20 protein-coding genes are annotated in these 23,784 nt (G+C 61.4%); 7 read left to right on the top strand and 13 right to left on the bottom strand.

The annotated features are described in order from the left end of the window. Positions 1-48 precede the first annotated feature (48 nt). Positions 49-2,169, top strand: a complete 2,121-nt coding sequence (locus ACZ0AV_RS08235) for a CHASE2 domain-containing protein (RefSeq protein ID WP_499150588.1) — start codon at positions 49-51, stop codon at positions 2,167-2,169. Between the two features lie 17 nt (positions 2,170-2,186). Here ACZ0AV_RS08235 and ACZ0AV_RS08230 read toward each other — a convergent pair whose 3' ends face one another. Beyond that, positions 2,187-2,783 carry an OmpA family protein gene (locus ACZ0AV_RS08230; protein ID WP_499150587.1) on the bottom strand — a complete coding sequence of 199 codons (597 nt, stop codon included), beginning with the start codon at positions 2,781-2,783 and terminating at the stop codon, positions 2,187-2,189. Between the two features lie 12 nt (positions 2,784-2,795). Next, on the bottom strand, positions 2,796-3,260 hold the full coding sequence (locus ACZ0AV_RS08225; RefSeq protein WP_499150586.1) for a FecR family protein: 465 nt from the start codon (positions 3,258-3,260) through the stop codon (positions 2,796-2,798). A gap of 197 nt (positions 3,261-3,457) precedes the next feature. Here ACZ0AV_RS08225 and ACZ0AV_RS08220 point away from each other — a divergent pair, with 197 nt between their 5' ends. Then, positions 3,458-5,452, top strand: coding sequence for an HD domain-containing phosphohydrolase (locus tag ACZ0AV_RS08220; RefSeq protein WP_499150585.1), 1,995 nt, complete (start codon positions 3,458-3,460; stop codon positions 5,450-5,452). Between the two features lie 229 nt (positions 5,453-5,681). Here the strand turns inward: ACZ0AV_RS08220 and ACZ0AV_RS08215 are convergent, their stop codons facing one another. Then, complete coding sequence (locus ACZ0AV_RS08215) at positions 5,682-6,452, bottom strand: SDR family NAD(P)-dependent oxidoreductase (RefSeq protein WP_499150584.1); 771 nt, start codon at positions 6,450-6,452, stop codon at positions 5,682-5,684. 607 nt (positions 6,453-7,059) lie between these two features. Here ACZ0AV_RS08215 and ACZ0AV_RS08210 point away from each other — a divergent pair. After that, a complete protein-coding gene (locus tag ACZ0AV_RS08210; RefSeq protein ID WP_499150583.1) occupies positions 7,060-7,560 on the top strand; it encodes a ProQ/FinO family protein in 501 nt (166 codons plus the stop codon). 54 nt (positions 7,561-7,614) lie between these two features. Here the strand turns inward: ACZ0AV_RS08210 and ACZ0AV_RS08205 are convergent, their stop codons facing one another. Further along, positions 7,615-8,670 (bottom strand): serine hydrolase domain-containing protein, encoded by a 1,056-nt coding sequence (locus ACZ0AV_RS08205; protein WP_499150582.1) that lies wholly within the window; start codon positions 8,668-8,670, stop codon positions 7,615-7,617. Between the two features lie 469 nt (positions 8,671-9,139). Between ACZ0AV_RS08205 and ACZ0AV_RS08200 the strand changes: the two genes are divergently transcribed. Further along, positions 9,140-10,621, top strand: coding sequence for a SulP family inorganic anion transporter (locus ACZ0AV_RS08200; protein WP_499150581.1), 1,482 nt, complete (start codon positions 9,140-9,142; stop codon positions 10,619-10,621). A 418-nt stretch (positions 10,622-11,039) separates the two neighbouring features. Here the strand turns inward: ACZ0AV_RS08200 and ACZ0AV_RS08195 are convergent. The 4 genes from ACZ0AV_RS08195 to ACZ0AV_RS08180 form a co-directional block, all read right to left on the bottom strand. Further along, positions 11,040-12,190, bottom strand: a protein-coding gene (locus tag ACZ0AV_RS08195) for an IS3 family transposase (RefSeq protein ID WP_499150580.1) whose coding sequence is annotated in 2 segments (ribosomal slippage) — positions 11,040-11,947 and positions 11,947-12,190 — 1,152 coding nt in all. Because the reading frame shifts where the segments join, the coding sequence is not laid out codon by codon here. A 428-nt stretch (positions 12,191-12,618) separates the two neighbouring features. Continuing rightward, positions 12,619-15,015, bottom strand: coding sequence for a TonB-dependent siderophore receptor (locus ACZ0AV_RS08190; protein WP_499150579.1), 2,397 nt, complete (start codon positions 15,013-15,015; stop codon positions 12,619-12,621). A 264-nt stretch (positions 15,016-15,279) separates the two neighbouring features. Beyond that, positions 15,280-16,200 (bottom strand): FecR domain-containing protein, encoded by a 921-nt coding sequence (locus tag ACZ0AV_RS08185; protein ID WP_499150578.1) that lies wholly within the window; start codon positions 16,198-16,200, stop codon positions 15,280-15,282. Beyond that, positions 16,197-16,712: a sigma-70 family RNA polymerase sigma factor gene (locus ACZ0AV_RS08180; protein ID WP_499150577.1), complete on the bottom strand. Its 516-nt coding sequence runs from the start codon at positions 16,710-16,712 to the stop codon at positions 16,197-16,199. Before ACZ0AV_RS08180 ends, ACZ0AV_RS08185 begins: the two co-directional genes overlap by 4 nt. Before the next feature lie 350 nt (positions 16,713-17,062). Between ACZ0AV_RS08180 and ACZ0AV_RS08175 the strand changes: the two genes are divergently transcribed. Continuing rightward, the gene (locus ACZ0AV_RS08175) at positions 17,063-18,277 is read left to right on the top strand and encodes an aldose 1-epimerase family protein (protein ID WP_499153329.1); all 1,215 of its coding nucleotides are present in this window, start codon (positions 17,063-17,065) and stop codon (positions 18,275-18,277) included. A 201-nt stretch (positions 18,278-18,478) separates the two neighbouring features. Here the strand turns inward: ACZ0AV_RS08175 and ACZ0AV_RS08170 are convergent, their stop codons facing one another. The 3 genes from ACZ0AV_RS08170 to yjeH form a co-directional block, all read right to left on the bottom strand. After that, complete coding sequence (locus ACZ0AV_RS08170; RefSeq protein WP_499150576.1) at positions 18,479-18,802, bottom strand: glutaredoxin family protein; 324 nt, start codon at positions 18,800-18,802, stop codon at positions 18,479-18,481. Positions 18,803-18,839: 37 nt separating this feature from the next. Next, complete coding sequence (gene yejK / locus ACZ0AV_RS08165; RefSeq protein WP_499150575.1) at positions 18,840-19,847, bottom strand: nucleoid-associated protein YejK; 1,008 nt, start codon at positions 19,845-19,847, stop codon at positions 18,840-18,842. 102 nt (positions 19,848-19,949) lie between these two features. Next, complete coding sequence (gene yjeH / locus ACZ0AV_RS08160; protein ID WP_499150574.1) at positions 19,950-21,212, bottom strand: L-methionine/branched-chain amino acid transporter; 1,263 nt, start codon at positions 21,210-21,212, stop codon at positions 19,950-19,952. A gap of 158 nt (positions 21,213-21,370) precedes the next feature. Between yjeH and ACZ0AV_RS08155 the strand changes: the two genes are divergently transcribed. Next, on the top strand, positions 21,371-21,790 hold the full coding sequence (locus ACZ0AV_RS08155; RefSeq protein ID WP_499150573.1) for an Lrp/AsnC family transcriptional regulator: 420 nt from the start codon (positions 21,371-21,373) through the stop codon (positions 21,788-21,790). Between the two features lie 88 nt (positions 21,791-21,878). Then, positions 21,879-22,271, top strand: a complete 393-nt coding sequence (locus tag ACZ0AV_RS08150) for a hypothetical protein (protein ID WP_499150572.1) — start codon at positions 21,879-21,881, stop codon at positions 22,269-22,271. A 66-nt stretch (positions 22,272-22,337) separates the two neighbouring features. On the opposite strand, the gene ACZ0AV_RS08145 is transcribed toward ACZ0AV_RS08150, so the two are convergent. Both ACZ0AV_RS08145 and ACZ0AV_RS08140 read right to left on the bottom strand, forming a co-directional pair. After that, positions 22,338-23,057 carry a lipopolysaccharide kinase InaA family protein gene (locus tag ACZ0AV_RS08145; RefSeq protein ID WP_499150571.1) on the bottom strand — a complete coding sequence of 240 codons (720 nt, stop codon included), beginning with the start codon at positions 23,055-23,057 and terminating at the stop codon, positions 22,338-22,340. Continuing rightward, positions 23,057-23,734 carry a class I SAM-dependent methyltransferase gene (locus ACZ0AV_RS08140; RefSeq protein ID WP_499150570.1) on the bottom strand — a complete coding sequence of 226 codons (678 nt, stop codon included), beginning with the start codon at positions 23,732-23,734 and terminating at the stop codon, positions 23,057-23,059. Before ACZ0AV_RS08140 ends, ACZ0AV_RS08145 begins: the two co-directional genes overlap by 1 nt. Positions 23,735-23,784: the final 50 nt, after the last annotated feature.

The raw sequence follows: 23,784 nt of genomic DNA, 5'->3' as shown, positions 1-23,784 counted from the left end.
TTCGGATGAACCCGTTGCCGTTCTCCATCCTGCCCTGAGCCTCTGTGTGTGCCTAGATTCCGTCTGTTGTCGTTAGGGGGCGGCTTTTGCCTTGCCGTCTTGCTGGGTCTGCTGGTGGTATTTCTGCTCGATCCAATGCCGGTACAAAAAGTCCGCAATGCGGTTTTCGACCAGTACCAGCGTTGGCATCCGCGGCTTTACCAGGAGGCGCCGGTGCGTATCGTCGACCTCGACGAGCAAAGCCTCGAGCGCGTCGGCCAGTGGCCCTGGCCGCGGACCGAGGTCGCGGCGCTGGTGGACAAGCTCGAGCAGGCGGGCGCGGCTGCGGTGGTGTTCGACGTATTGTTCGCCGAGCCGGACCGCACCTCGCCCACGCAGCTTCTGCGCGGCAACGCGTTGCCTGCTGAGTTGGCCGCCGGGCTGGCCGCCTTGCCAGACCACGACGCGCAGCTCGCCGAGGTATTGAAGCGCGGCAACACCGTGCTCGGATTTGCCGCCGAGCAGAGCGCCAGTGCGGACGGGCCGCCGCTCAGCCGCTTTGGTACGGTGGTGCAGGGGCAATCCCCGCTCGCCTTCGTACCTGCGTTCAAGGGCGCTACCCGCCCGTTGGCGCAGCTGGAACAGGCTGCCCGCGGCAACGGCGCGATGACCTTCAAACCGGATGCCGACGGCGTGGTCCGGCGAGTGCCGTTATTCCTGTCGCTGGCGGGGGAGCTGCGGCCATCCCTGGTGGCGGAGGCCCTGCGTGTGGCGCAGCGCACTGGTCGTTACCGAATCATCAGCAGCGAGTCCGGGGTGCAGCGGGTCGACATCGGCCGGCTGCAGATTCCCACCGCGGCCAGCGGCGAACTCTGGGTGCATTTCACCGCGCCTCAACCGGGCCGCAGCATACCGGCCTGGCAGGTGCTGGAAGGGGCGGCGCCATCCGTGGCAGGCGCCATCATCATGATCGGCACGTCTGCCCAGGGGTTGCAGGACCTGCGTTTCAGCCCGATGGGCGGGATCATTCCAGGCGTCGAGGTCCATGCCCAGGCGCTGGAACAGATCCTCACGGACACCTTGCTGCTGCGCCCAGGCTGGACGCTGGCGGTGGAGAGCCTGACCCTGCTGGTGGCTGGGCTGCTGCTTGGAGTCCTGGCGCTTAATGCGCCGGCGCTGGCGTCGGCGGTGCTCATGCTGTTGCTGGTGGCAGTGCTCAATGCCGGCGCCTGGTATGCGTTCGTGGCGCACCGGTTGCTGCTCGACCTGTTCACGCCGTCGCTCGGGCTGCTGCTGGTATTCGGCGCTGCCAGCATCGTGCGGCACATGGCTGCCGAGCGCGAGCAGCGCTGGATCCAGGCCGCCTTCTCGCGGTACGTCTCGCCCAACCTGGTCAGCCATCTGGTGGCACACCCAGAGCGGCTGACACTCGGTGGGCAGCGGCAGACGTGCAGTTTCGTGTTCACCGACATCACTGGGTTCACCTCGATGATGGAGCGTCAGGCCCCCGAGGCGGCGGTAAGCCTGCTCAACGACTACCTGGAGCAGGTCATCGGCATCGCCTTTCGTCATGAGGGCACGCTGGATCGAATTGTCGGGGATGCGGTGGCTATCATGTTTTCCGCACCGATCCCGCAGGCCGATCATCAGCAGCGAGCGCTATCCTGCGCGCTGGAGATCAATCGATTCACCCGGGCCTATGTCACCTCGTTGCGCGAGCGGGGCATCGAATTCGGCCAGACGCGCATCGGCGTGCACAGTGGCGATGTGGTGGTGGGCAACTTTGGCGGCTCGATGATCTTCGATTACCGCGCCCTGGGCGACCCGGTAAACACCGCATCGCGGCTGGAGAGCCTGAACAGCCAGATCGGCACGCTGCTGTGCGTGTCCGAAGCGATTCGCCAGAGCTGCCCCGACGTGCCGATGCGCCCGGTGGGCGAGGTGGTACTCAAGGGTAAGGTCGAGACCGTGCGGGTGTTCGAACCGCTTGAGGCGATGGTCGAACCCGCGTTGCCTGGCGATGAGGCTTACCAGGCAGCCTACCGGCTGCTGGAAAGTGGCGATCCAGGCGCGCTGGCGGTATTCGAGAGTCTTGGCGAACACCGCCCCCGGGACGGGCTGGTCGCCTTCCACCTTCAGCGCCTGCGGGCGGGTGAGCAAGGGGCGCGGTTCGCGATGAGCCGCAAGTGAGAGCCCGCGGCGCGGGCTCAGCGTACGGTGACTTCGACCCGGCGGTTGGCGGGCTCCGGAGTATTGTCCCGGGTCTTCACCAGCAGGTTGCCTTCGCCGTGGGAGGTCACGAGCAGCTCCAGCGCCTGGAGGCCGTTCTCCTGCAACTGGCGGGCGATGTCGCGGGCGCGCAACAGCCCCAGGTCCTCGTTGCTTGTCTTGCTGCCGACCGTGTCGGTGTGGCCGATCACGGAAACGGCCGATGGCCCTCGCTCCCTGACCGTTCGCAACACGTCGGGGATTTCCGCCTGGGACTTCTCGGTCAGCCTGGTACCGCCGGTCCTGAAGTACAACAGGTAGCTTTTCGGCAACGCAGGCTGAGCCGCGCGGGCGGCGGAGAAGTCCTTGTCCAGTCTCGGCTCCGCCACCAGGAATGGCTTGGCGCTGCTGCCATCTAGGGCAACCGCGTAACCCTTCTGGTCAATGCGAGTGAGGCCCTTGTCAGTCCTGACGTCGATGGCACCGGTGCTTCCGTCGGGGCTTTCTACCAGCACCACATAGGTCTTGGAGGCGCAGCCACTGCTCAGCAAGGCGCAGAGGATAAGGCCGGTCAAGTGGGTATAAGTTGCAGGCATGCCGTTTCGGACTCAATCAACCTTGACGAGAAAGTGTGTGCCACGCACGCCGATGGTACCGGTGGGGGTGTTGATCTCCACGGCCTCGGGCTTGAGTTTGGCGATGGTGCCGGAGATGTAATCGAGCGTGCCGTGGCTGATCTTGGCGCTCAGTTTCAATTCGTCCTGGGCCGGGTCGAACAGAAACTCGTCGAGGGCCAGCTCGCTGTTGGGGCCGAACGACATCACCGTGTTGTCCTTGAGGGTTACGCCCATCGAACCGGCGGGGCCGGTTTTTACGATGCTGCCGACGTACAATGGTGTACCAATCGTCGCTGATTGCGTTGTGCCATCTATGCTGACGGTGGCTTCTCCCTGTACCTTCATCACGTAACCTATTGATGTGGCTGGCTCAAGCGCGAATGCTGCCGAGGTCATCAATGCGCCGGCAAGCGGCCATATCTTGAAACGAGCAAACACAGTAATCTCCTTTTTCATTCTATTTCCCCGAGTCGAGCTGAGCGTTGTACATCTGGCCGCAGCACCGCTGTCTGGCCGAATGTGCGAGTCGTACGCAAAGGGATCGTAGCGCAGGTTGCAGTATGTCATCAGGGCAAATCAAGCCGCGATTCAGGCTACGGTTCAAAAGCAGGAGCCTGGTCGTCATCACGCTCCTGCTTTTGCAGCTGGGGCCCATGCTGGCGCTGACTCTGGGTGTTTCCCCGGCCGTGGCGCTGTGCCTGTCCATCGCGATAGTACTGTGCACCATGCCGCTGGTACTCAACGGTGTGGAAAGCATCGATCGGACCATCAAACTGCTGGTGCAGGACACCCAGAAAATCCGCCAGATGGACTTTTCCGGCGAGCTGCCGGCAGCTTCGATGTTCGCCGAGATCGAGACCCTCAATCGCAACCATATCGAGATGAAAGCCGCGTTGCAGAGCCAGACCCAGGCCCTGCAGGTGTCGCAGATGAAGCTTTCCAGCCTGGTCGAGAACGGCTTGCTGCTGTCGTCCGAGCGCGACCGTGATGCCTTGCTGCGGCACATCCTGATGCAGGGAAAGCGCATCTGTAATGCCCAGGCCGCCACCATGTACCTCAAGACCGAGCACAACACGCTGCGTTTCGCGTTGCGGTCCATGGACGACGAACTGCCGACCATCGAAATTGCGCTGCACGATCCGCAGACCGGCTTGCCCAACGAACGGCATGTGTCGACCTACGCCGCCCTGCACAACGAAACCGTGGTGATAGACGACGTCTACGCCGAAAGCCGTTTCGATCTCAGCGGAACGCGCAGCTTCGACAGCGAGTCCGGGTTCCATACGGTGTCCATGCTCACCGTGCCGCTGGCGCCACGAGGTGGCGAGGTGATCGGCGTGCTGCAGTTCATGAATGCCCTGGACGTCGAAACCGGCGAGGTGATCGCCTTCTCGCCGCAGGTTATGTCATTCATCGGGGCGCTGGCCTCGCAAGCCGCCGTGGCGCTCGAGAACCACAACCTGATCGATTCGCAGCGTGCGCTTATCGACGGCATGATCGAGATTCTGGCTGGCGCTATCGACGCCAAGAGCCCCTACACCGGGGCGCACTGCGAGCGCGTACCGGAGCTGGCGATGATGCTTGCGGAGGCGGCCAGCGAAGTCAGCGAAGGACCGCTGGCGGGCTTTCGTTTCACGACCGCAGACGAATGGCGTGAATTTCGTATCGGCGCCTGGCTGCATGACTGCGGCAAGATCACCACGCCTGAGCATGTCGTCGACAAAGCCACCAAGCTGGAGACGATCCACAACCGCATCCACGAGGTGCGCATGCGTTTCGAGGTGCTGCTGCGCGACGCGCAGATCGAGCGACTGCAGTACCTGCTCGACGGTCACGACCGGTCGGCGGCCGATGCCCGTTATCAGGAGCTGGAGCAAACGCTCCAGGACGAATTTGCCTTCATCGCCGGCTGCAATATCGGCGGCGAACTGATGAACCCGGACCATGTAGGCACCCTTGGCAAAGCGGGAGCGCGTACCTGGCTGCGGCATTTCGATGATCGCCTCGGGCTCTCGGCAACGGAGTTGGCGCGCGTCGCCGACGTACCCGTGGCGCCGCTGCCCGCGGTTGAACGGCTACTGGCAGACAAACCACAGCATATTTTCCCGCGCCCCGAGACCAAGGCGCTCGACCCCAAGTACGGCTTCAAGGTCAGCGTTCCGGAGCACCTCTACAACCATGGCGAGCTCTACAACCTGAGCATCAGCCGCGGCACGCTCACGGAAGAAGAGCGCTTCAAGATCAACGAGCACATCATCCAGACCATCGTCATGCTCGAAAATCTACCCTTGCCGTCGAACCTCAAGCGGGTGCCAGAGTATGCCGGCACCCATCACGAAACCCTTCTTGGTACGGGCTACCCGCGCAAGCTCGACAAGAGTCAGCTGTCCATCCCGGCGCGCATCATGGCCATCGCCGATATTTTCGAAGCGTTGACGGCTTCCGACCGGCCCTACAAGCGCGCCAAGACATTGTCCGAGTCGATCGAGATTCTCGCCAGGCTGCGCGACAAGGGGCATATCGACGCCGATCTGTTCGCCTTGTTCTTGCAGTCCGGGCTGCCGGTACGCTACGCCGAACGGCATTTGCACCCTGATCAGATCGACGCCATCGACGTTGAGCGCTTCTTGCAGGCCGAGCCGAGCTGAAGAACTGCCAGCTCTTGCGCTGCTCATGGCCCTGCCGGGCACCGGGGCTGAACCATGAGGTTGATGATCTCGGTATCCGCCAGTAACCGCTCGCGCGGTTCAGGTGGTACAGCACAATAGCGCCGAGCAGGGTGGCCCTGCGCCGAACGGATCTGGATTGACTCCGAAAACAACCGGTCAGGCAGCAAGGACTCGCCTGAACGTTGGAGCGTTTTCGCGAGTGAACACGTCACCAGACAATGGGCTTGTCGTTCCAGGCCCAGAAGGTCCCGCTGTCGGCCGGTCCATGTGCTTGAATCAGCTCGATAATGCGATCCGCTGAGAAAGCTGGTTCGAATAGTTGCCCATCAGGCACGTTCGCCTGAAATGGCTGAGACAGATCCGTGTCAGTCGTGCCCGGGTGTATTGCCAGGACAGTAGAGGCCTGGTTCAGGCGCTTCAACTCGATACTGGCCGTGTGCAGCAACTGGTTGAGCGCCGCTTTGCTGGCTCTATAGCTGTACCAGCCGCCCAATCGGTTATCGCCAATCGAGCCAACCCTGGCCGAGAGCGCCGCAAAGGTAGACGGTTGTTTGCGCAACAACGGGAGCAAGTGTTTAAGCAGCAGGATCGGCGCAAAGGTGTTGGTCGCGAAGCTCGCTTGCAGGCTCGCAAGCGTGAGTTGCGTCAGACCTTTTTCTGCTTTTGCACCGTCCTGATGAAGAATGCCCAGCGTACTGATGACCAGATGCAGGTGATCGCAGCCTTCGAGCTTCTCGCTCACGAGTGCTTCAAGGGATTGCTCATCGCGTGCGTCGCAGTCAACTCGTACAAGGCGGTGGCCATACTGCTCTGCAAGCGCGGCCAGCGCTTCGCAGGTGCTGGCTTTGCGCGCTACTGCCCATAGTTGAGCCACATCATCGCGAGCGAGCAGAGCCGTGCACAGTGCCAACCCGATACCTCGGCTGGCTCCGCATATCAGCACGTTAGCGCCGCTCTTCAGTTCGGGTATCAAATGCATAAGGCACCTTGAGGACTGGCTGAAGCGGTTAAGACGTCCCGGCACGTTGTGACGTTCAGGTGGGCGCTTGTTGACGAGGGACCTTCAACGAAAGCGGTATTGTGCTGGCATGAATCAGGCAGCCAATCACGAGGCGAACCCTCGAAAGTGTAAATGGGTTTTCAAAGGCATGACCATCAACGCGTCTGCACGATCAGGACCGGGCGACGGTTTGCAGCGCAGGGCGGGGCAATGCCGTATCGCTCTTTCCGAGGCTGATTTATCTCTCGCCTGGGACGGTGGTTGGGTTATTGGACCACTACAATCATCGCGTCCATTGAATGCAAGGGCGCAACGGCATGGCAATGAATGATACGAGGCAGAAGGAAAAGGCCTAACCCGGTAAGATACCTCTCGGTACTGAGCGGACAAGCCGTATCTGCCGGAAGCCTGGGAGTAAGCACACGCTATAGGTGATGCGCCTTGGCCGGGAGCCGCCGCAGGTGCCGGGTACTTGTGCTCCAGGGGCGTAAAGACGGCTATCGCCTGGCGTAGTAGTGAACGTTCCCGGGAACTGTGTGGAAAAACCCTTATGATACGAATCAATATTGAGACGGTGAACTGAACGATGGGTTTTGAGCAACTAGCTGAACTGCGTGACCGCCTGCGGGCTGAAAAACAGCCCAAGACCGATGGTGCCAAGCAGCGCAAGCGAGCGCCTTCCGTGCAGGCGAAGCCGCGTGAGCAAGACCCTGCGGTAGAGGCGATCTGGCGATTGCAGAAGCACTTTCCGCTGGCCTTCCCGGTCAATCCGGCACCCAAGGTTCCGCTGAAGGAGGGCATCCTCAAGGACGCCGAACAGCACCTTGAACTGCTTGGCATCTCCAGGGAACAACTCAAACTGGGTCTCGCCTCCTGGTGCCGCGGAAACCGTTATTGGGTAAGCATGACGGAGAATGCGCCGCGCCTGGACCTGCACGGGCAACCAGCCGGCGAGGTAACGGCAGCCCAGGCCGCGCGGGCAAGGCAGCAGGCAAGACAGCATCGAGGGCAGGCACAGCGCGCTCGGTCAAAGCGGCAGGAACCTGCTCCTGCAACCGATGCCGCTGCGCAAGGGACCCCGGACTAATACGCTGGGCCGGCCGGTGACCCTTCCCGTCGGGCCGTTGCGGCTAAACGGCGTTCAGGGCGTTTGCGTCGAGGACGCGATGATGAGTGCGAGCAGGCGGTGAAGGTCCCTGCGGTGGCCGCTCTGGGCCGCTGACGCATGCTCGTCCGACGTCATGACCACGGTCAAACCAAGCCGCGGCACCAGGTAGAGCATCTGGCCGCCATAGCCCCAGCCGTAGCGGATGTCCTCACCGGCGATACGGGTCAGGAACCACGCATAACCATGCCCGTCGCCCGTCCAGGGCGACCGCGTGCGTTGTTGCCAGGACGCATCGATCCAGGCCTGCGAGACCAGGCGCTGGCCGGACGTTGTTACGCCGCCGCGACGGTAGAGTTCGCCAAATGCCAGCAAGGACCGCGGGCTCATGGCCATCTCGTTGCCGCCCATGTAGATACCTTGAGGATCGCGGCTCCAGCTGGCGATCTGGAAGCCGTCCATAGGGCCCAGCCAATCACGCGCCAGTTGCAGGGTCGAGCGCCCACTCTGCCGGGTCAGTATTGCCGAGAGCAGATGCGTGGAGCCCGTGGAATAGATCATCCGGCCGCCGGGTTCGTCCTCGAACGGGCGCGCCAGCGCCGCCCGCACCCAGTTGCGGCTGCCAACCCAGGCGCCGTAGTTCCGGCCGGATGTCGAGCCTAGCCCAGCCTGCATCGAGAGCAGGTGGCCGATCGTCAACCGCTGCAGGCGTGGATCAGGGGTGGCCGGCAGCTCGGGCGCCAGTAGCGGCGCCACTCGCTGACCGGCTGCGTCGAGAATGCCCTTGTCAATGGCGATGCCGACCAAGGCTGATATCACCAGCTTGGAGGCCGACTTGATATTGGTGGCGGCAGTGGTGCGATGCCCCCGGTAGCCGCGCTCGGCGATGATCTGCCCATCGCGTGCGACGATCACCGTTTCCAGTGGCACCAACTCAACTGCTTTATCGAGAACACTATCCAGCGTGGCTGTGTTCGCTGTTTCGGCGGCATGCGCCGGAGCCCCCCAGGCGAGCATCGCGGCAAGGGCGAGGGCACAGTTCGTCAATCCGCCCCGTGCACGGCTCGACGGGAGGAGGGTGGATACGATCACGTGGCTGACTCCGAAGTAACTGATGGGTGCACGCGTTCTACCAACGGTGCGATCTGATCGTGTCTGTGTGGCTGCGATGTTAGGCGATGCTGGTGGTATGTCGGAACCCAAAGGATGGGGAGCAGCACTGTCGTCGTGGTCACCCTTTCTGGATTCGTCAGGGCCGTCCTCGGATTTGGCGTGCGACAGCGGTTACGTGATCGCGATAAAAAGAGTAGCCTACCCGTTCCGAAAGCGACCTTGATTACTCGCCATCGTGCCTAGCTCAACTCAACACCTCTGGCTGCCTACGCCGCCATAGCGCTTCGCCCCCCGCATTACCTTGCCGCTCGCCTCGATCGCGGCACTGCCTGTTGTGCTTGTGATTCTATGCCCTGGCACAGCCCACTGAACTCAAAAAATTGATTCTGTATTGCCACGTGCCGTGCGCATTCGCGCGGTGCTGCGTGATCCAATTCGTGGGATTTCTATGTTCGCAAAACTGCAGCAGACCTGGTTTTTCAACGTCCGTGGCGACGTGCTCGCCGGTATCGTCGTCGCCCTCGCGCTGATTCCGGAGGCAATCGCTTTCTCGATCATTGCGGGTGTCGACCCGAAGGTTGGTCTCTACGCCTCTTTCTGCATCGCAGTGGTTATCGCCTTTGTGGGCGGCAGGCCGGGAATGATCTCGGCGGCTACCGGGGCGATGGCCCTTCTGATGGTCACCCTGGTCAGAGAGCATGGGTTGCAATATCTGCTGGCCGCGACGCTGCTCTGCGGCGTGCTCCAACTCTTTGCGGGCTACCTGAAACTGGGAAGCCTGATGCGCTTTATCTCGCGCTCGGTGGTCACCGGATTTGTAAACGCCCTGGCCATTCTGATTTTCATGGCCCAGTTGCCCGAGCTGACCAATGTCACCTGGCACGTCTACGCGATGACCGCAGCGGGACTCGCCATCATCTACCTTCTTCCTTACGTACCGCTCGTAGGCCGCCTGCTCCCGTCACCCCTGGTATGCATTCTCGTTCTTACGGCCGTGTCCATGGCGTTCGGCCTGGACATCCGCACCGTTGGCGACATGGGGGCGCTGCCTGACACGTTACCAGTCTTCCTCTGGCCCGAAGTCCCGCTGAATCTCGAGACCCTGCTTATCATCCTGCCTTACTCCACAGCACTGGCGGTCGTGGGCCTGCTTGAGTCGATGATGACCGCAACGATCGTTGACGATCTCACGGACACCGCGAGCGACAAGAACCGTGAATGCAAAGGCCAGGGCGTTGCAAACGTGGCGTCCGGCTTGATTGGCGGCATGGCGGGCTGCGCAATGATCGGCCAGTCAATCATCAACGTGAAATCGGGAGGCAGAGGGCGGCTGTCGTCGCTGACCGCAGGCGTCGTGTTGCTGGTGATGGTGGTATTTTTGAGTGAGTGGGTAAGCCGGATCCCCATGGCAGCGCTGGTTGCAGTGATGATCATGGTATCGATCGGTACGTTCAGTTGGGCATCGCTTCGAGACCTGCAGAAGTACCCGTTCTCGACCAACCTGGTAATGTTCGTGACCGTGGTGGTGGTGGTCTGGACCCACAACCTTGCCTATGGCGTTCTGGCTGGTGTATTGCTCGCCGCCATGTTCTTTGCGAACAAAATCGGGCGCCTGTTGGCCATCGATTCGGAGCTCATCAACGGAACGCGCCGCTATCAGGTAGTCGGTCAGGTGTTCTTCGCATCCGCTGACCGCTTCATCAATGCATTCGATGTGAAAGAACCCTTGGAAAACGTGGTCATCGAACTCACTCACGCGCATTTCTGGGACATCACTGCGGTTGGCGCACTGGACAAGGTAGTGCTCAAGTTCCGCGCTGCCGGCACCGAGGTTGACCTGGTGGGCCTCAACAAGGCCAGTGCGACACTGGTAGACCAGTTCGGCATCCACGACAAGCCCGACGCACTGGATCAGCTTCTCAAACACTGAGTCGACTCGACTGCCGTTTGGGTGGGTACCAACCGACCAATCGGCCTATCCACGCAGAGTGGACACACTTCAGCGTGCTGTACCTAAGGCAGCTTACCGGCAGGTGCGGCCGGTGGGGTGCAATGGCTCAGCGATAACGGCTCCGCCTACACTGCCGAACAGACGCGCCTGTTTGCTCGGCAGATCGGATCGAGGGATAGAGGCCGACGCTCTCGCCACATAATCGGCTTAGCGGTTTTAAGCGGGAGTAGTTTGACAATAGTTTTGATTTGACCCTATAAAAATTCTCACATTCTTTATTTGGGGTTTTTCCATGAAAGCGATGGTTTATTACGGTGAAGGCGACATTCGTTTGGAAGAGCGCGAAAAGCCAAAATTGCTTGCACCCACTGATGCGATATGAATCGCCCCGGCTTTCCTAGACACTTTCCAAGCTCTGGAAATAGCGCTTTTCAAAATCCACTGGCGATAGCTGCATAGCGCTGCTGTGCCGGCGTTTAGGGTTATAAAACATCTCGATGTAATCGAACACATCAGCACGTGCTTCTTCACGAGTGCCGTAGGTTTTTCGTCTGATGCGTTCGCGCTTCAGCAGTTGGAAAAAGCTCTCTGCCACGGCGTTGTCGTGACAGTTACCGCGCCGGCTCATGCTACTGATTAGGTTGTTAGCCTTGAGGAAACTTTGCCAGTCCAGGCTGCTGAACTGACTGCCCTGGTCTGAGTGGATCATCACTTCCTGCTTGGGTTTGCGCCGCCACACCGCCATCAGTAAGGCATCAATCGCGAGATCGCTGCACATCCGTGGCTTCATCGACCAGCCGACCACCTGGCGTGAGAACAGATCCAGCACCACAGCCAAGTACAGCCAGCCTTCATAGGTGCGAATGTAGGTGATGTCAGTGACCCAGACCTTATTGGGCTCTGCGACCTTGAACTGTCTCTCCAGGCGGTTGGGCGAGGCCACTTTTGGCTTGCCACCGTAATAGCCAGGGCGCCGACGATAGCCGGTCTGCGAACGCAGCTTCTCCAACCTCATCAGGCGGGCCACTCGGTGACGGCCACAGGACTCACCCAACTCACGCAGGTCGTCGTGGATCTTCCGATAGCCGTAAACACCACCACTTTCCAGCCACGCATGCTTGATCAACCCAAGCAGACGCTGATCTTCCTTGGCGCGTACGGAGCTAGGCTCGGATAGCCAAGCGTAGTAACCGCTGGGATGCACTTTGAGGGTTTGGCAGAGACGCCGAACCGGATACTCCACCGACAGCTTGCTGATGAAGGCGTACTTCAGCCGGACTCCTTGGCAAAGTACGCGGCGGCCTTTTTTAGGATGTCTCGCTCTTCGGTCACTCGCTTGAGTTCAGCACGCAGACGACGCAGTTCGGCCTGCTGATCGCCCTCTTGCTGCCGCTTTTCCTGGGGCTTGCTGTAGCGCTTGATCCAGGCATACAGGCTGTGCACCGACATACCTAACCGCGCTGCCACTTCGGCTACAGGAAGGCCACGCTCGGTCACTTGCTTGACCGCTTCGATTTTGAATTCTTCGGGGTAACGCTGGTTGCTCATGGCACCTCCTAGTGGGCCTCATTATGAGGCTTGGAGGTGTCTACGAAACTAGGGGCGATTCACCATTTGCACCACGGCGACTACACCGAGAACAAAAACGAGCCCGATAATCAATGCAAAAAACAGCGCAGCTCGTGGAGCGAGATTGAGGTTTCTAAGGCGCATGAGAGCTTCCAGATTTGGCGGATGACCGACGTGGTACTGAAGCTATCGACCCGCCGCAGGAAACTTTAGCCACATCCGGAAACAATTAGCGGTCCGCATCCCTCCCCATACTCTGGGCTGATAGCAGCCGGTCGCAACAGAGTCATCGGCCGAAGGCTGCCAATCGCCCAGGCTGTGGAACAACCCTGACAAGTGCTCATTTGTGCTTGCCAGGCAACGTTGTGCTTGTCGAGCCTTCTCCCAGCACAACGTTGCAGTGCGCATCAGAACGAATACTTCAGCGAAAGCACCGCATTTCTCGGTTCGCCATACACGCCGTTTTCGGTCACTGAAGCGAAGTATTTTTTGTCGAGCAGGTTGCTGACGTTCAAGGTTGCGGAAAGCTGCCTGCTGATGTCGTAACGGGTCATGGCATCCAGTACTAAATAGCTTTTCTGCTCTGGGAAGCCCTCTCCCTCGAAGCCAAATCGACTCTTCCAGTTGAAGCCGCCACCTAGGGTGAACTTGTCCAGGGGGCCGGCAAGACGGTAGGTTGTGAACCCCTTGAGTGAGTGACGAGGAATTCGGCTCATGGCCCGCTTGCCCTGAGCATCTTCGCTCACGCTGTAGGCGTAGCCGCCGAAGACGTTCCAGCCCTCGGTGAGTTCGCCGTTAGCCTCCAATTCCACACCCTCGGTGGTGATGCCTTGCAGGGTTCGATAGAAACCTGTCGTGCCGTCGAGCTCCGCGACGTTGTCTTGCTCGCTTCTGAAAAGTGCCAGGCTGGCGTTGATTCGAGCCTCGTCGAACCCGGCCTTGATGCCCACTTCATAGGCAGTGCCTTCCTCCGGATCCAGTGGCGCATTGTTGATGTCACGTACAGCGGCGCCCTGGGGGTTGAAGATTTGCGTATAGCTGCCATAAAGCGCCCACACATCATTCAGGTCGTAGACCAGGCCGGCGAAAGGCACTACTACGCCACTTTCCTTTTTACTTTGTTTGCTGCGCAAACCTGTCACTCGCTTGGTTTCCGAGTCGCGCCGCCAATCCATGACACGTGAGCCAAGTATCAGGTGAGTGGCGTCGGTCAGGTTGAAACGCGAGGTCAGGTAGGCGCTGTACTGAGTCTCTTCGGTATCGGTTTTACCGGTCATGTCGAAGTTCGGGCGATTCGCGCCGCTGCCGTCCCATTGCCATATATCGCCTAGGGTACCGTCGTAGGTGCTGTTCCAGCTGTACAGCCAATTGTAGTTCTCGGACTTCATGTCTTTATGAGATACGGCCATGCCAGTGACCAGCTCATGCTCTCGCCCGAACAACGAGAATGGGCCGGTCAGGTAGGCGTCCAATGCAGTGGTCCGAGTAGGTTGCACCCATTTTGCCGCGGTAATACTGCTGCCGAGTCCAGTCGCCGGATCGATCTCGCCATACTGGAAGTAGGACACCGCGTTTTGTTCGTACTGCGTATGACTGAGCTCCATCTTGCCAGTCCAGCCATTGCCGAATTGGTGATCCATCGCGACGAACAGATTGCTTTGTTGGAGATCGTAAAATGACCAGTCCGGCGCATTGTTGTAGGAGCGCGGCAGGTTGATCTTGGTGCCATTGGCGTAGAAGAGCGGTACGCCGCTGCGCATTGGCGACTCGTTATCGTTGCGCTGATGGCTCAGGCCGATGCTGAGCATGGTCGAGTCGCTCAGGTCGAACTCGGTAACGTTGTAGAACAGGCTGGTTCGGCTTTCGTAGCGATCCAGCCAGCTGTTCTGGTCCTGATGGTCGAGTACCAGGCGACTGCGGATATTGCCGGCCTCGGTGAGTGGCCCGGATATATCGACCCCCAGCCCGTAATGATCCCAACTGCCGACCTCTGTGCTGATACTGGCCTGGCGCTCGAGGGTCGGGCGCTTGCGGATCATGTTGATCGACGCGCCGGGGCTACCCACTCCACCCATCAGGCCAGTGGCACCGCGCACGATTTCAACTCGGTCATATAAGGCCGTCGAGGTTTGCAGGCTGTACATCCCGCTTTCTCTTGGCAGCCCATCGAGCATGTAGTTTGAAACGGTGAAGCCTCGTGAGTACGGCTGATCCAGGTCTGTACCAATGCCTTGATTGAACGTGCTGATGCCGACCGAGGCTTCCAGAACGTCGGTGACAGTGGAGAGGTTCTGGTCGTCCATGCGCTGGCGTGTAACCACGCTCACCGATTGAGGCGTTTCCTTCGCGCTCAATCCCAGCTTGGTTGCCGTGCTGGTCGGGCGCGTCATGGTGTAAGAACCGGTACTTTCCGTGTTCGTCTCTAGCCCCGAGCCGGTAATGCTGGTCGCACCGAGTTCCAGTGTGCTGGCCGCTTCCTGCCTGGTCAGCACATAACGTTTCTCGCCTGCCTGTCGAATCTGCAAACCGCTGCCTTGCAGGAGCCGGCTGAAGCCCTGTTGCAGCTCGTAATCGCCGCGCAGACCTGGCGACTGCAATCCGCTGGTTTCGCCACTACTGAAACTGATGGTCACGCCGCTGGCGGCCGCGAACTGGCTGAGCGCGGCGGCCAAGCTCCCCGCCGGGATGTTGTAGGCGAGCGGTTCGGCCCGGGCGGTCGTAGTCGCCAGCAACGAGCCGCAGAGGCTCAGCGCCAGCGTCACGTGGCGGATGCTACGGCCTAGAGGGGAAGGGTGTGCGGACATCAATGGGTTCCTGTTCGAGTTGGCATTGGCGAGCGTCTCTGCGCGCGTTGAGTGTGGAGCCGAAGCAGGAATGGGAATCTGTTACCCCCAGAGCAGAAAAATTCTGCCGGGGCAAAAATGATGTTGCCGGGTCATCCGCGGCTCGGATGTAGCGATGGGCTATGGATGAATGGCTGGCGTGGGTATGGTGCGGCTCAACCGCAGGCAACGTTGCTGTCATCGTGTGTGGCCGGGTGCCAAGCGCAGCGATACGCAGTGTCTTGCTTACGCATCCCGCGGCTCGACCCGCACCCAGTAGCGGGTCAGGCGACGGACCCTTACAGGCAGAGAATCTTCCAGGTTAGCGAGGGCCGCATCGCTGTCATCCAGGTTGAAGGCACCGGACAGGCGCAGATCGGCGATCTGCTCGGCGCAGCCGAGGTGGCCGGGGCGATGGCGTGACAGTTCGGCGATGACATCGGCCAAACGCCAGTCTACGGTGACCAGCATGCCGCGCGTCCAGGCCTGGGCGTCTGCTGCCGTCGGCTGCAGCGGGCCGAGCCGATCAGCAGCGAAATTCAGGCTCTGCCCGGCGTCTACGCGCATGACCTGTTGCGGCGCCCTTTCGGGGCGTACTTCGACCGCGTGGGCGGCGACCGTGACGCAGCTCATTCCTGCTTCCTGGCGTACGCTGAACCGTGTGCCGAGGGCGAGGATGCGTCCCTCGGCAGTCAGCACACTTAGCGGGCGCCGGTCATGGGCGGTTTCCACGAGGATTTCACCGTGGCGCAGGTGGATCAGGCGCTCGCCGGCATCGAAGCGGATATCCACGTGCGTATCGGTGTTGAGGTCGAGGCGGCTGCCGTCGGCCAGGGTCAACTGACGGCGCTCGCCGACGTGGGTGACGTAGTCCGCACTCCATGGCGATACCCGGTAGCCTTGCCAGCCGACGACGCCTACTCCGAGCAACAAAGCCAAGGCTTTGATGGCGCTGCGGCGATCCTGGCGGGCGTTTTCAAGTGTCATGGCGGCGCCGCCGGGCGCCTGCGCCATGCGCTGCTGCAGTTGCTCCAGGCGTGCCCACGCCTGCGCGTGGCGGATGTCGGCGACTAGCCAGGCCTGCCAGCTGGCGCGGGTGGCATCGCTGACGTGGCTGTCGTGCAGGCGCACGTACCAGTCCACCGCCTCGGCGAGAATGGCTTTCATGCGTCGTCGAGCAGCAGGCAGTGCATCAGCGCCCGAGCCAAGTGTTTGCGCACCGTGCTCACCGAGACACCGACGCGCTCGGCAGCCTTTTCGTAGGTCAGACCGTCCAGTTGCACGGCGAGGAAAATTGCCCGCGTGCGTACGCCCAACCCATCGAGTAGGCGGTCGATTGCCAGCAGGCTGTCGAGAATCAGCACGCGGGTTTCGGGGGAGGGCGCGTGGATTTCCGGGCGTAGCGCCAGCGCTTCGAGGTAGGCCAGCTCCAGGCTGCGGCGGCGGTACAGATCGATGACCAAGCCACGGGCGATGGTTGCCAAGTAATGACGCGGCTCATTGAGCGTATCGGCCGTACGCGCCAACAGCACGCGAATGAAGGTGTCCTGCGCCAGGTCGGCGACATCGGCGGAATCGTTCAAGCGATGCCGAAGCCAGCCGCGCAACCAGCCGTGATGTTGGCGGTAGAGCGCGTCCAGCCCTGCATGGCACTCCGTATTGGGGCACACCGTGGACATCCCGCCTCCTTGGGATAGCTGAGAATAGGAATTTTTCTCAATTCTACGGTGCGTGGCGGTGAGTTGGGAATAGGCGGTTCAACTGCTGCTCGACCATACGAAGCTGAAGAGTACCGTCCGATATCTGGGGCTTGAGGTCGATGACGCTCTGGAGATGGCGGAACAGGCCAGGTTTCGACCATGCAAAGCGACGGTCGGAGCCAAGCCGCCGGTAACCGGCCAATCAGCGACGTTCCCGTGTTTGCACTGCGCTCGCTGCCAGCCTCGCTGGAGTTCTGTCGATTTTTAGCTTGCTGAAACGTTTCATCAAGTTTATAAAAAATGCAACAACTCCAAGAGAAGCTACCGCCATGACCTCGCTCAAACTCGTTGTTGCCCTCAGCGCACTCTCCGCTGCCTCCCACGCCATGGCCTGGGATTACGTTCTGCTCGACACCGACAAAGCCGCGCAGAGCTGGCAGATCACCAGCCAGCAACTCGGAATAAAAACCGACAAACCCTTCAGCGTTACCCTGCGCACCTTGCATGGCGGTCGGCAGGAGGGCGTCAGCATCGTCGACATCGATAACGGCACGATGAAACTCTCGGTAGTGCCGACTCGTGGAATGAATGTCTTGCAGGCCTCGGTCGGCACTGTGCGCATGGGCTGGGATTCTCCGGTCAAGGAAGTGGTCAATCCGTCCTTCATCGAACTCAATGGCCGCGGTGGTCTGGGCTGGTTGGAAGGGTTCAATGAGCTGGTCACCCGCTGCGGATACGAGTGGGTCGGCCACCCCGGCGTCGACAACGGCGAAATGCTGACCCTGCACGGTCGGGCCGCCAACATTCCTGCGAGCAAAGTCACCCTGCATATCGATGAAAAACCACCGTATGCCATCACGCTGCGCGGCGAACTGAAAGAACAGGCTTTCAAGAAGGTCGACTTCTCGGTCGCGACCGAACTGGTTACAGAACCCGGCAGCGTCGTGTTCGCCCTCAACGACACCCTGACCAACAACGGCGACTATCCGAAGGAATACCAAGCGCTGTATCACAGCAACTTCAGCACCCCGTTCCTGGAGGAGGGCGCTCGTTTCGCCGCGCCGGTGAAACAGGTGTCGCCGTTCAACGACAAGGCCAAGGGCGATCTGCCCGACTGGCAAACCTACCGCGCACCCACCCGGGACTACGACGAAACGGTTTACAACGTGGTGCCGTATGCCGATGCCAAGGGCGATACCTTGACCGTGTTGCATAACAAGGCCGGTAGCCTGGGCGTTTCGGTCGGCTTCAATACCCAGACACTGCCCGTGTTTTCGCTGTGGAAAAACACCGATACCCAAGGCCAGGGCTATGTCACGGGGCTGGAGCCGGGGACGAGTTTTTCCTACAACCGCCGTTATCAGCGTCCACTGAACCTGGTACCGACAATCGGGCCCAAGGAACACAGGCAGTTCCGCATCAGCTACAGCTTGTTGGCGGATAAGGCGGCGGTGGATAAGGCCTTGAAGAAAGTGAGCGAGATTCAGGGCGGGCGGGAGACCGAGGTGCGGCAGACACCGTTGGTTGATCTGACCAAGGGGTGACAGCGGCGGGAGCCTTGTCAGCCGATGTTGCAGCCCCTCGGCCAAGTGTTCGCGTCTGATCCCGCCGGCTTGTTCACGGTCCGCCCGCGAGCGCGTGACCTCGAGCAGCCGATGGGCTGCTCGACGATTCGGCCGCTGTCCGCCCCAGGTCGACAGTCACCCAGTAAAAAGCATCGCGCGCTTTCTTCCGCGTGTCCCAGCTCAATACGCCGCCAGAATCCCCTGGGGGTCGTAGCCGTGGATTACCGTGTCGTTGACCTTGACCACCGGCACGCCACGGCCGCCCAGGGCGTCGTAGGCACGGCGGGCTTCTGCAGATTTTTCGATATCCATTTCGGTGTAGGCAATACCCCGTTCGCCGAGAAATTCGCGGGTTTTGGCGCAGTAGCCGCACCAACTGGTGGCGTAGAGGATGACCTGGCCGCTGGCGGCAACCTGCTCGCCGCCGCCAAACAGCCGTGGCTCGATACGATCCCAATGTTGCCAGGCGGCCAGCACCGCGAGAATCAGCAAAATCCGTTTCATGATGGGCGTCTCAGCGGGGGAGTCCGACGTTTATCGCTTAATCCTTGCGGCGTTTCAACTGGTCGGTCAATTGGGTCGGCAGGTTGCGGATGGTCAGGGTGTCCGACGCTTCGTCGTACTCGATCTTGGAACCCAGCAGGTGCGCCTCGAAGCTGATCGACAGGCCTTCCGCGCGGCCGGTGAAGCGGCGAAACTGGCTCAGGGTGCGTTTGTCGGCGGGGATTTCCGGCGACAGGCCGTAATCCTTGTTGCGGATATGGTCGTAGAAGGCTTTTGGGCGCTCTTCATCGATCAGCCCGGAGAGCGCTTCCAGGGTCATCGGCTCGCCCATCTTGGCCTGGCTGGTGGCGTAGTCGACCAGGGTGTCCGTCTTGGCGCGCGCCTGTTCCTCGGGCAGGTCTTCACTCTCGACGAAATCGCTGAACGCCTTGAGCAGGGTGCGTGTCTCGCTCGGCGAGTCGACGCCTTCCTGGCAGCCGATGAAGTCGCGGAAGTACTCCGAGACCTTCTTGCCGTTCTTGCCCTTGATGAACGAGATGTACTGCCTGGACTGCTTGTTATTGCGCCATTCGCTGATGTTGATGCGCGCCGCCAGGTGCAGTTGGCCGAGGTCCAGGTGTTTGGCCGGGGTCACGTCCAGCGCGTCGTTCACCGCCACGCCCTCGCTATGGTGCAGCAGGGCGATGGCCAGGTAATCGGTCATGCCCTGCTGGTAGTGGGCAAACAGCACGTGGCCGCCGGTGGACAGGTTGGACTCCTCCATCAGCTTTTGCAGGTGCTCGACGGCCTGGCGGCTGAACGCGGTGAAATCGCCACCTTCTTCCAGGTAAGCCTTCAGCCAGCCGCTGAACGGGTAGGCGCCGGATTCTTCGTGGAAGAAGCCCCAGGCCTTGCCCTGCTTGGCGTTGTAGCTGTCGTTGAGGTCGGCGAGCATGTTCTCGATGGCCTGGGAGGCCGCCAGTTCGCTGTCGCGGGCATGCAGTACGGCGGGGCTGCCATCGGGCTTCTTGTCGATCAGGTGGACGATGCAGTGACGGATCGGCATGGAGGGTCTCTTCCGGCGTTGACGCAAAAAATGGCCGCCTGACGGCGGCACGAGTTGCGCAAGTTTACCCGACTGACGTCACCGCGGTCGCGCGCTGCGCAGTCAACCTGTGGCGAGCGCCAAACGGCGCGCCTGGCGCCGGCGGTCGAGGAGCAGCAGAACGCCCAGCAGGCCGATGGCGTACAACGCGTCGAGGCCGAGCATCAGCAGGATGCCGACGCAGAGCAGCGCACTGATGCCCGCCAGCCAGCGCCAGAAGCCCCTCAACAGCACCCAGCCCGCGGCCATGCTGAGCAGGTAGATGACGATGAAGTTGCCATTGGCATAGCGGATCAACTGATCCAGCGGCAGCGCCAGGCACCAGATCACCGTGGTGCTCAGCGCGCAACCGAGCACTACCAGCAGCAGTGCATTGGCCGGCACGCCATTGCTGTTGCGGCTGGCGAGGCGGCGCGGCAGCTTGCCTTCGTCGGCCAGGCTCCAGATCAGCCGTGCGAAGCCCTGGATATACACGTTCATCGAGGCGAAACAGGCCAGGTAACCGATGCTTGCGCTCAGCCAGCGCGCCTGGTCGCCCAGCAGCAGATCGAGCATGCGTGGCAGCGACGCCGCATCGGTGCGCACATCGCCGTAGGCATGGAAGCTCAGCACCGCCACCGAACAGGCCCAGTACACCAGGCCTGCCAGCAGCACGCCGAGCAGCAGTGCCAGGGGAAAGTCGCGCTGCGGGTTCTTGAATTCTTCGCCCAGGTGCGTGAAGGCCTCGATGCCCACGAAGCACCAGAACATCACCCCGAGTGCCACGGGCAGCAGCTGCCAGTTGCCGGCCAGGGGCGGCAGCAACGGCTGCTCGGCGTGCGGCAGGTCGCCTTTCCACCAGATCAGCGCAATGGTCGCGATGATCGCCAGGGCGATGGCGATCTGTACGCCGCCCGAGGTGCGTGCCGGCCGTTGACCGAGAAGCAGGATGATGGCCAGGGTGACCAGTTGAATGGCCAGGATGGCCAGGTCACTCAGCATGAAGACGGCATGCCAGAAGCCACTGGCGATATGCAGCGCTGCTGGCAAGCCGACCGGCAGCACGGCGAGGAACAGGAAGGCGCTCATGCGTTCCATCCGCCCACCGAAGGCGCGGCCGATCAGGTGCGGCGCGCCGCCGGCGTGGGGGTAGTTACGGCCCAACTGGGCGAAGGTGAAGGCCATCGGCAGGATCAGCACGATCAACAGCAGCCAGGCCCACAGGGATATCTCGCCCGCGGCCGTGGCGGCCAGCGCCGGGATCACGAACACACCGGTGCCCAGCAGCGACGTCGACAGCAGGCCGATTCCCTGCAGCAGGCCCAATTCCTTGTTCAATCGACTCATGTTGTATGCTCTCACCCCTGACCGGCCCTTGGCAGAGCGCCTGCCGGCCTTGCCAATATGGTAAGGCCGCCTCGCTTGCAGGGCAGCTGGCGAAGCGTCGGAGAGCGCCGACGAAACGGCGGCAATGGCCATCATCCCGTTTGTGCAGAGAACCCTGTGTGGATAAGTTCGATCAACGCATCATCGCCCTGCTGTGCGCCGACGCGCGCCTGACCGTCACCGAGGTGGCGCGGCAGGTCAACCTGTCACGCTCGGCCGTCAGTGAGCGCATTCGTCAGTTGGAAGCCAACGGCGTGATTCAGGGCTATCACGCACGGATCGCCGAACCTGCTGCGGTGGTGGTCAAGGCCTACCTGGAGCTGTTCTATACCGGCGGGCGCTGCGAGCAGTACGTCGAGCGCATGCGCGTCTTCCCCGAAGTGCGTCGCTGCTCGGGCATCAGCGGTGAGACCGACATGCTGGTCTACGTGGAAGCGCCCTCCATGGAGCGGCTGGCCGAAGTGCGTGGCGAGATCGAGAATTTTCCCGGGGTCTATAAGGTGAAGACCCACATGCTGGTCAAGGATTGGCTAATGTGAAGCCGGGCAGGCGGTGGATCACGCCTTCGATCCATCAGGCACTCGCTACCCTGAACCAGGGCGCAACCACCGTGCCCATGGCAGACGGTTGAAAACCACCATCCGGCCTCTGGATCGACGCACGCCACGGGCGAGGCAGGCCTCAATGGGCAGGTGCGGCCATTGGCCCAACAAAAAAGACTTCAAGCGGGATGGCGCCATGAGCAAAGCGATTGCAGCCGCCTATGTCGTGGCAGTTCTGATACTGATGGTCGCTGCCAGCCGTATTGGTTGGCTTCGCTGCGAAAATTTCGGCTGCATGGGCATTGGCGTCGCCTGGTTTGCCTGGAGCCTGGCGTATATGCCTGTCCTGGCCGTTGGTGTTGCACTGCGGTGGCGCTGCGCGCTCGGCGCAACCCTGGGCAAGGTCGTGCGCGTGTTGCTGTGGGCCCAGGTAGCGGTAGGCGTTGCGCTGTTGGCTACCTGGGTGGCACGCGCATAGCGGCCTGCTGGCACTGAGAAACGCTGCCTTTACGCGAGGCGCAGGTGCGTTGCAGTGATCAGTCAATCAGCCAGCGGCGTGCACCGGCGTTGAGGGGCGCATCAACGCCGCATAGGTCTCCATCAGAAGGCTCCAGTCGCCGTCGGGCATCGCACCACAATGGCGTCGCAACTGACGCATGTCATGGCGGGAGGCGTCTACCGGGCGCCAGCGACGGCGACTTTTTTCCAGATCGAGCAGGGCGATTTGCGCGTTCGTGGGTTCGCCGCCCTGGTCGTTGGTTCTGATGAAGAGGTGCTTGGCGTAACAGCAGCCATGCTGCCAGCGGCTCTGGTGCAGGCGTGCCAGGGTGATGGCCAGGGCTGTCAGCATACTGGCCGATTGTGCGGCGCTTGGCGCTCCTTGATACCACTGCTCCAGGCTGACGAAACCGGTCAGCGCCTGGGTGATCAGCAGCGCCTGCCAGTGCCCGTGGTGTTTGCGGGCCGAGCCATAAATCAGCTTGGGCACGGCGATGCCTAGCCGGGTAAATGCCTGGTAGGCACGCAGCTCGCGCAGGATCGTCGGGCGGCCCAGGGGATGGCGCAGGCTGCGATACAGGTGGCCGGTCTGGCGCTTGCTGTACAGCGCCGGGAGCGAAGCGTCGCGCGGTTGTAGCAGTTGCACGCCGCTTTCACCTGCGCGCCGCTGGTTGAGAGGCTCTACCCAGGCGCCGCTGCACTGCCACCAGTGTTCGAAGGTGCAACTGGCCTGTGGCCGCGACGGGTAACCGATTACCATGGCCATCACTGCACCTCGCGCTTGCGCAGCACGTAGGTGCGCCACATGGCATAGCCGGGCAGAAAGTCGCGCTGGCCGAGCACCTGGAAGCCGGCCTTGAGAAACTCGAATTCGATCTCGTCGCGGCGCACCACGAACCGGTTTTCGCCAGCCCCCCGACGTTTTTCGAGGCGGTTGCGTCGCCAGGCCTTGAAGTTGCCATCGACCCATAGCGACACAATCACGGTGTCGCGGGTAACCCGATGAAATTCGCGCAGCGCGGCCAGGCGATGGTCCGAGGATTTGAAGTGGTGCAGCAAACGAATGCAAAACACGCAGTCGACGGCGTTGTCACCCAGACCGATGTCGAACGCCGAGGTCTTGAAAGTCTTTACCCGGGCGACCACCTCACGCGGCTGGGCGGCGAGGGCGGTGTCGATCATGTCGGCGGAGTTGTCGGCCGCCAGGATCACCCGGTTCGGATGTTCGGCAAGCATCGGCCAGAAACGGCCGGCACCGCAGGGCAGATCCAGTACCAGGGCAGGGTCACCGGCCAGGCGCAAGGCGCTGCGGCCCACCTGGACGTCACGCCAGTTGGACAGGCGTCGCGCCAGCCCGTGCCGGTGCTTGTTCAGGTAACCCTGGGCGTGGGGCTGGTCGTACTTGCTGGAAAATGCGAGCTCGGGGGAGCGGGGCTTGGGCATGGCGAGGCACCTTGGTGGTAGTGCCTCGATGGTAGGAAGCGGCTTCTGAT

This window comes from Pseudomonas sp. AC532 (assembly GCF_979258965.1).
This window is presented reverse-complemented; position numbering and strand designations above follow the sequence as displayed.

Bases quoted from the DNA above. Each gene is read 5' to 3' on its own strand.
- ACZ0AV_RS08230 (WP_499150587.1), bottom strand. From the start codon at position 2,783: ATGCCTGCAACTTATACCCACTTGACCGGCCTTATCCTCTGCGCCTTG.
- ACZ0AV_RS08225 (WP_499150586.1), bottom strand. From the start codon at position 3,260: ATGAAAAAGGAGATTACTGTGTTTGCTCGTTTCAAGATATGGCCGCTT.
- ACZ0AV_RS08220 (WP_499150585.1), top strand. From the start codon at position 3,458: ATGCTGGCGCTGACTCTGGGTGTTTCCCCGGCCGTGGCGCTGTGCCTG.
- ACZ0AV_RS08215 (WP_499150584.1), bottom strand. From the start codon at position 6,452: ATGCATTTGATACCCGAACTGAAGAGCGGCGCTAACGTGCTGATATGC.
- ACZ0AV_RS08210 (WP_499150583.1), top strand. From the start codon at position 7,060: ATGGGTTTTGAGCAACTAGCTGAACTGCGTGACCGCCTGCGGGCTGAA.
- ACZ0AV_RS08200 (WP_499150581.1), top strand. From the start codon at position 9,140: ATGTTCGCAAAACTGCAGCAGACCTGGTTTTTCAACGTCCGTGGCGAC.
- ACZ0AV_RS08190 (WP_499150579.1), bottom strand. From the start codon at position 15,015: ATGTCCGCACACCCTTCCCCTCTAGGCCGTAGCATCCGCCACGTGACG.
- ACZ0AV_RS08185 (WP_499150578.1), bottom strand. From the start codon at position 16,200: ATGAAAGCCATTCTCGCCGAGGCGGTGGACTGGTACGTGCGCCTGCAC.
- ACZ0AV_RS08180 (WP_499150577.1), bottom strand. From the start codon at position 16,712: ATGTCCACGGTGTGCCCCAATACGGAGTGCCATGCAGGGCTGGACGCG.
- ACZ0AV_RS08175 (WP_499153329.1), top strand. From the start codon at position 17,063: ATGACCTCGCTCAAACTCGTTGTTGCCCTCAGCGCACTCTCCGCTGCC.
- ACZ0AV_RS08170 (WP_499150576.1), bottom strand. From the start codon at position 18,802: ATGAAACGGATTTTGCTGATTCTCGCGGTGCTGGCCGCCTGGCAACAT.
- yejK (WP_499150575.1), bottom strand. From the start codon at position 19,847: ATGCCGATCCGTCACTGCATCGTCCACCTGATCGACAAGAAGCCCGAT.
- yjeH (WP_499150574.1), bottom strand. From the start codon at position 21,212: ATGAGTCGATTGAACAAGGAATTGGGCCTGCTGCAGGGAATCGGCCTG.
- ACZ0AV_RS08145 (WP_499150571.1), bottom strand. From the start codon at position 23,057: ATGGCCATGGTAATCGGTTACCCGTCGCGGCCACAGGCCAGTTGCACC.
- ACZ0AV_RS08140 (WP_499150570.1), bottom strand. From the start codon at position 23,734: ATGCCCAAGCCCCGCTCCCCCGAGCTCGCATTTTCCAGCAAGTACGAC.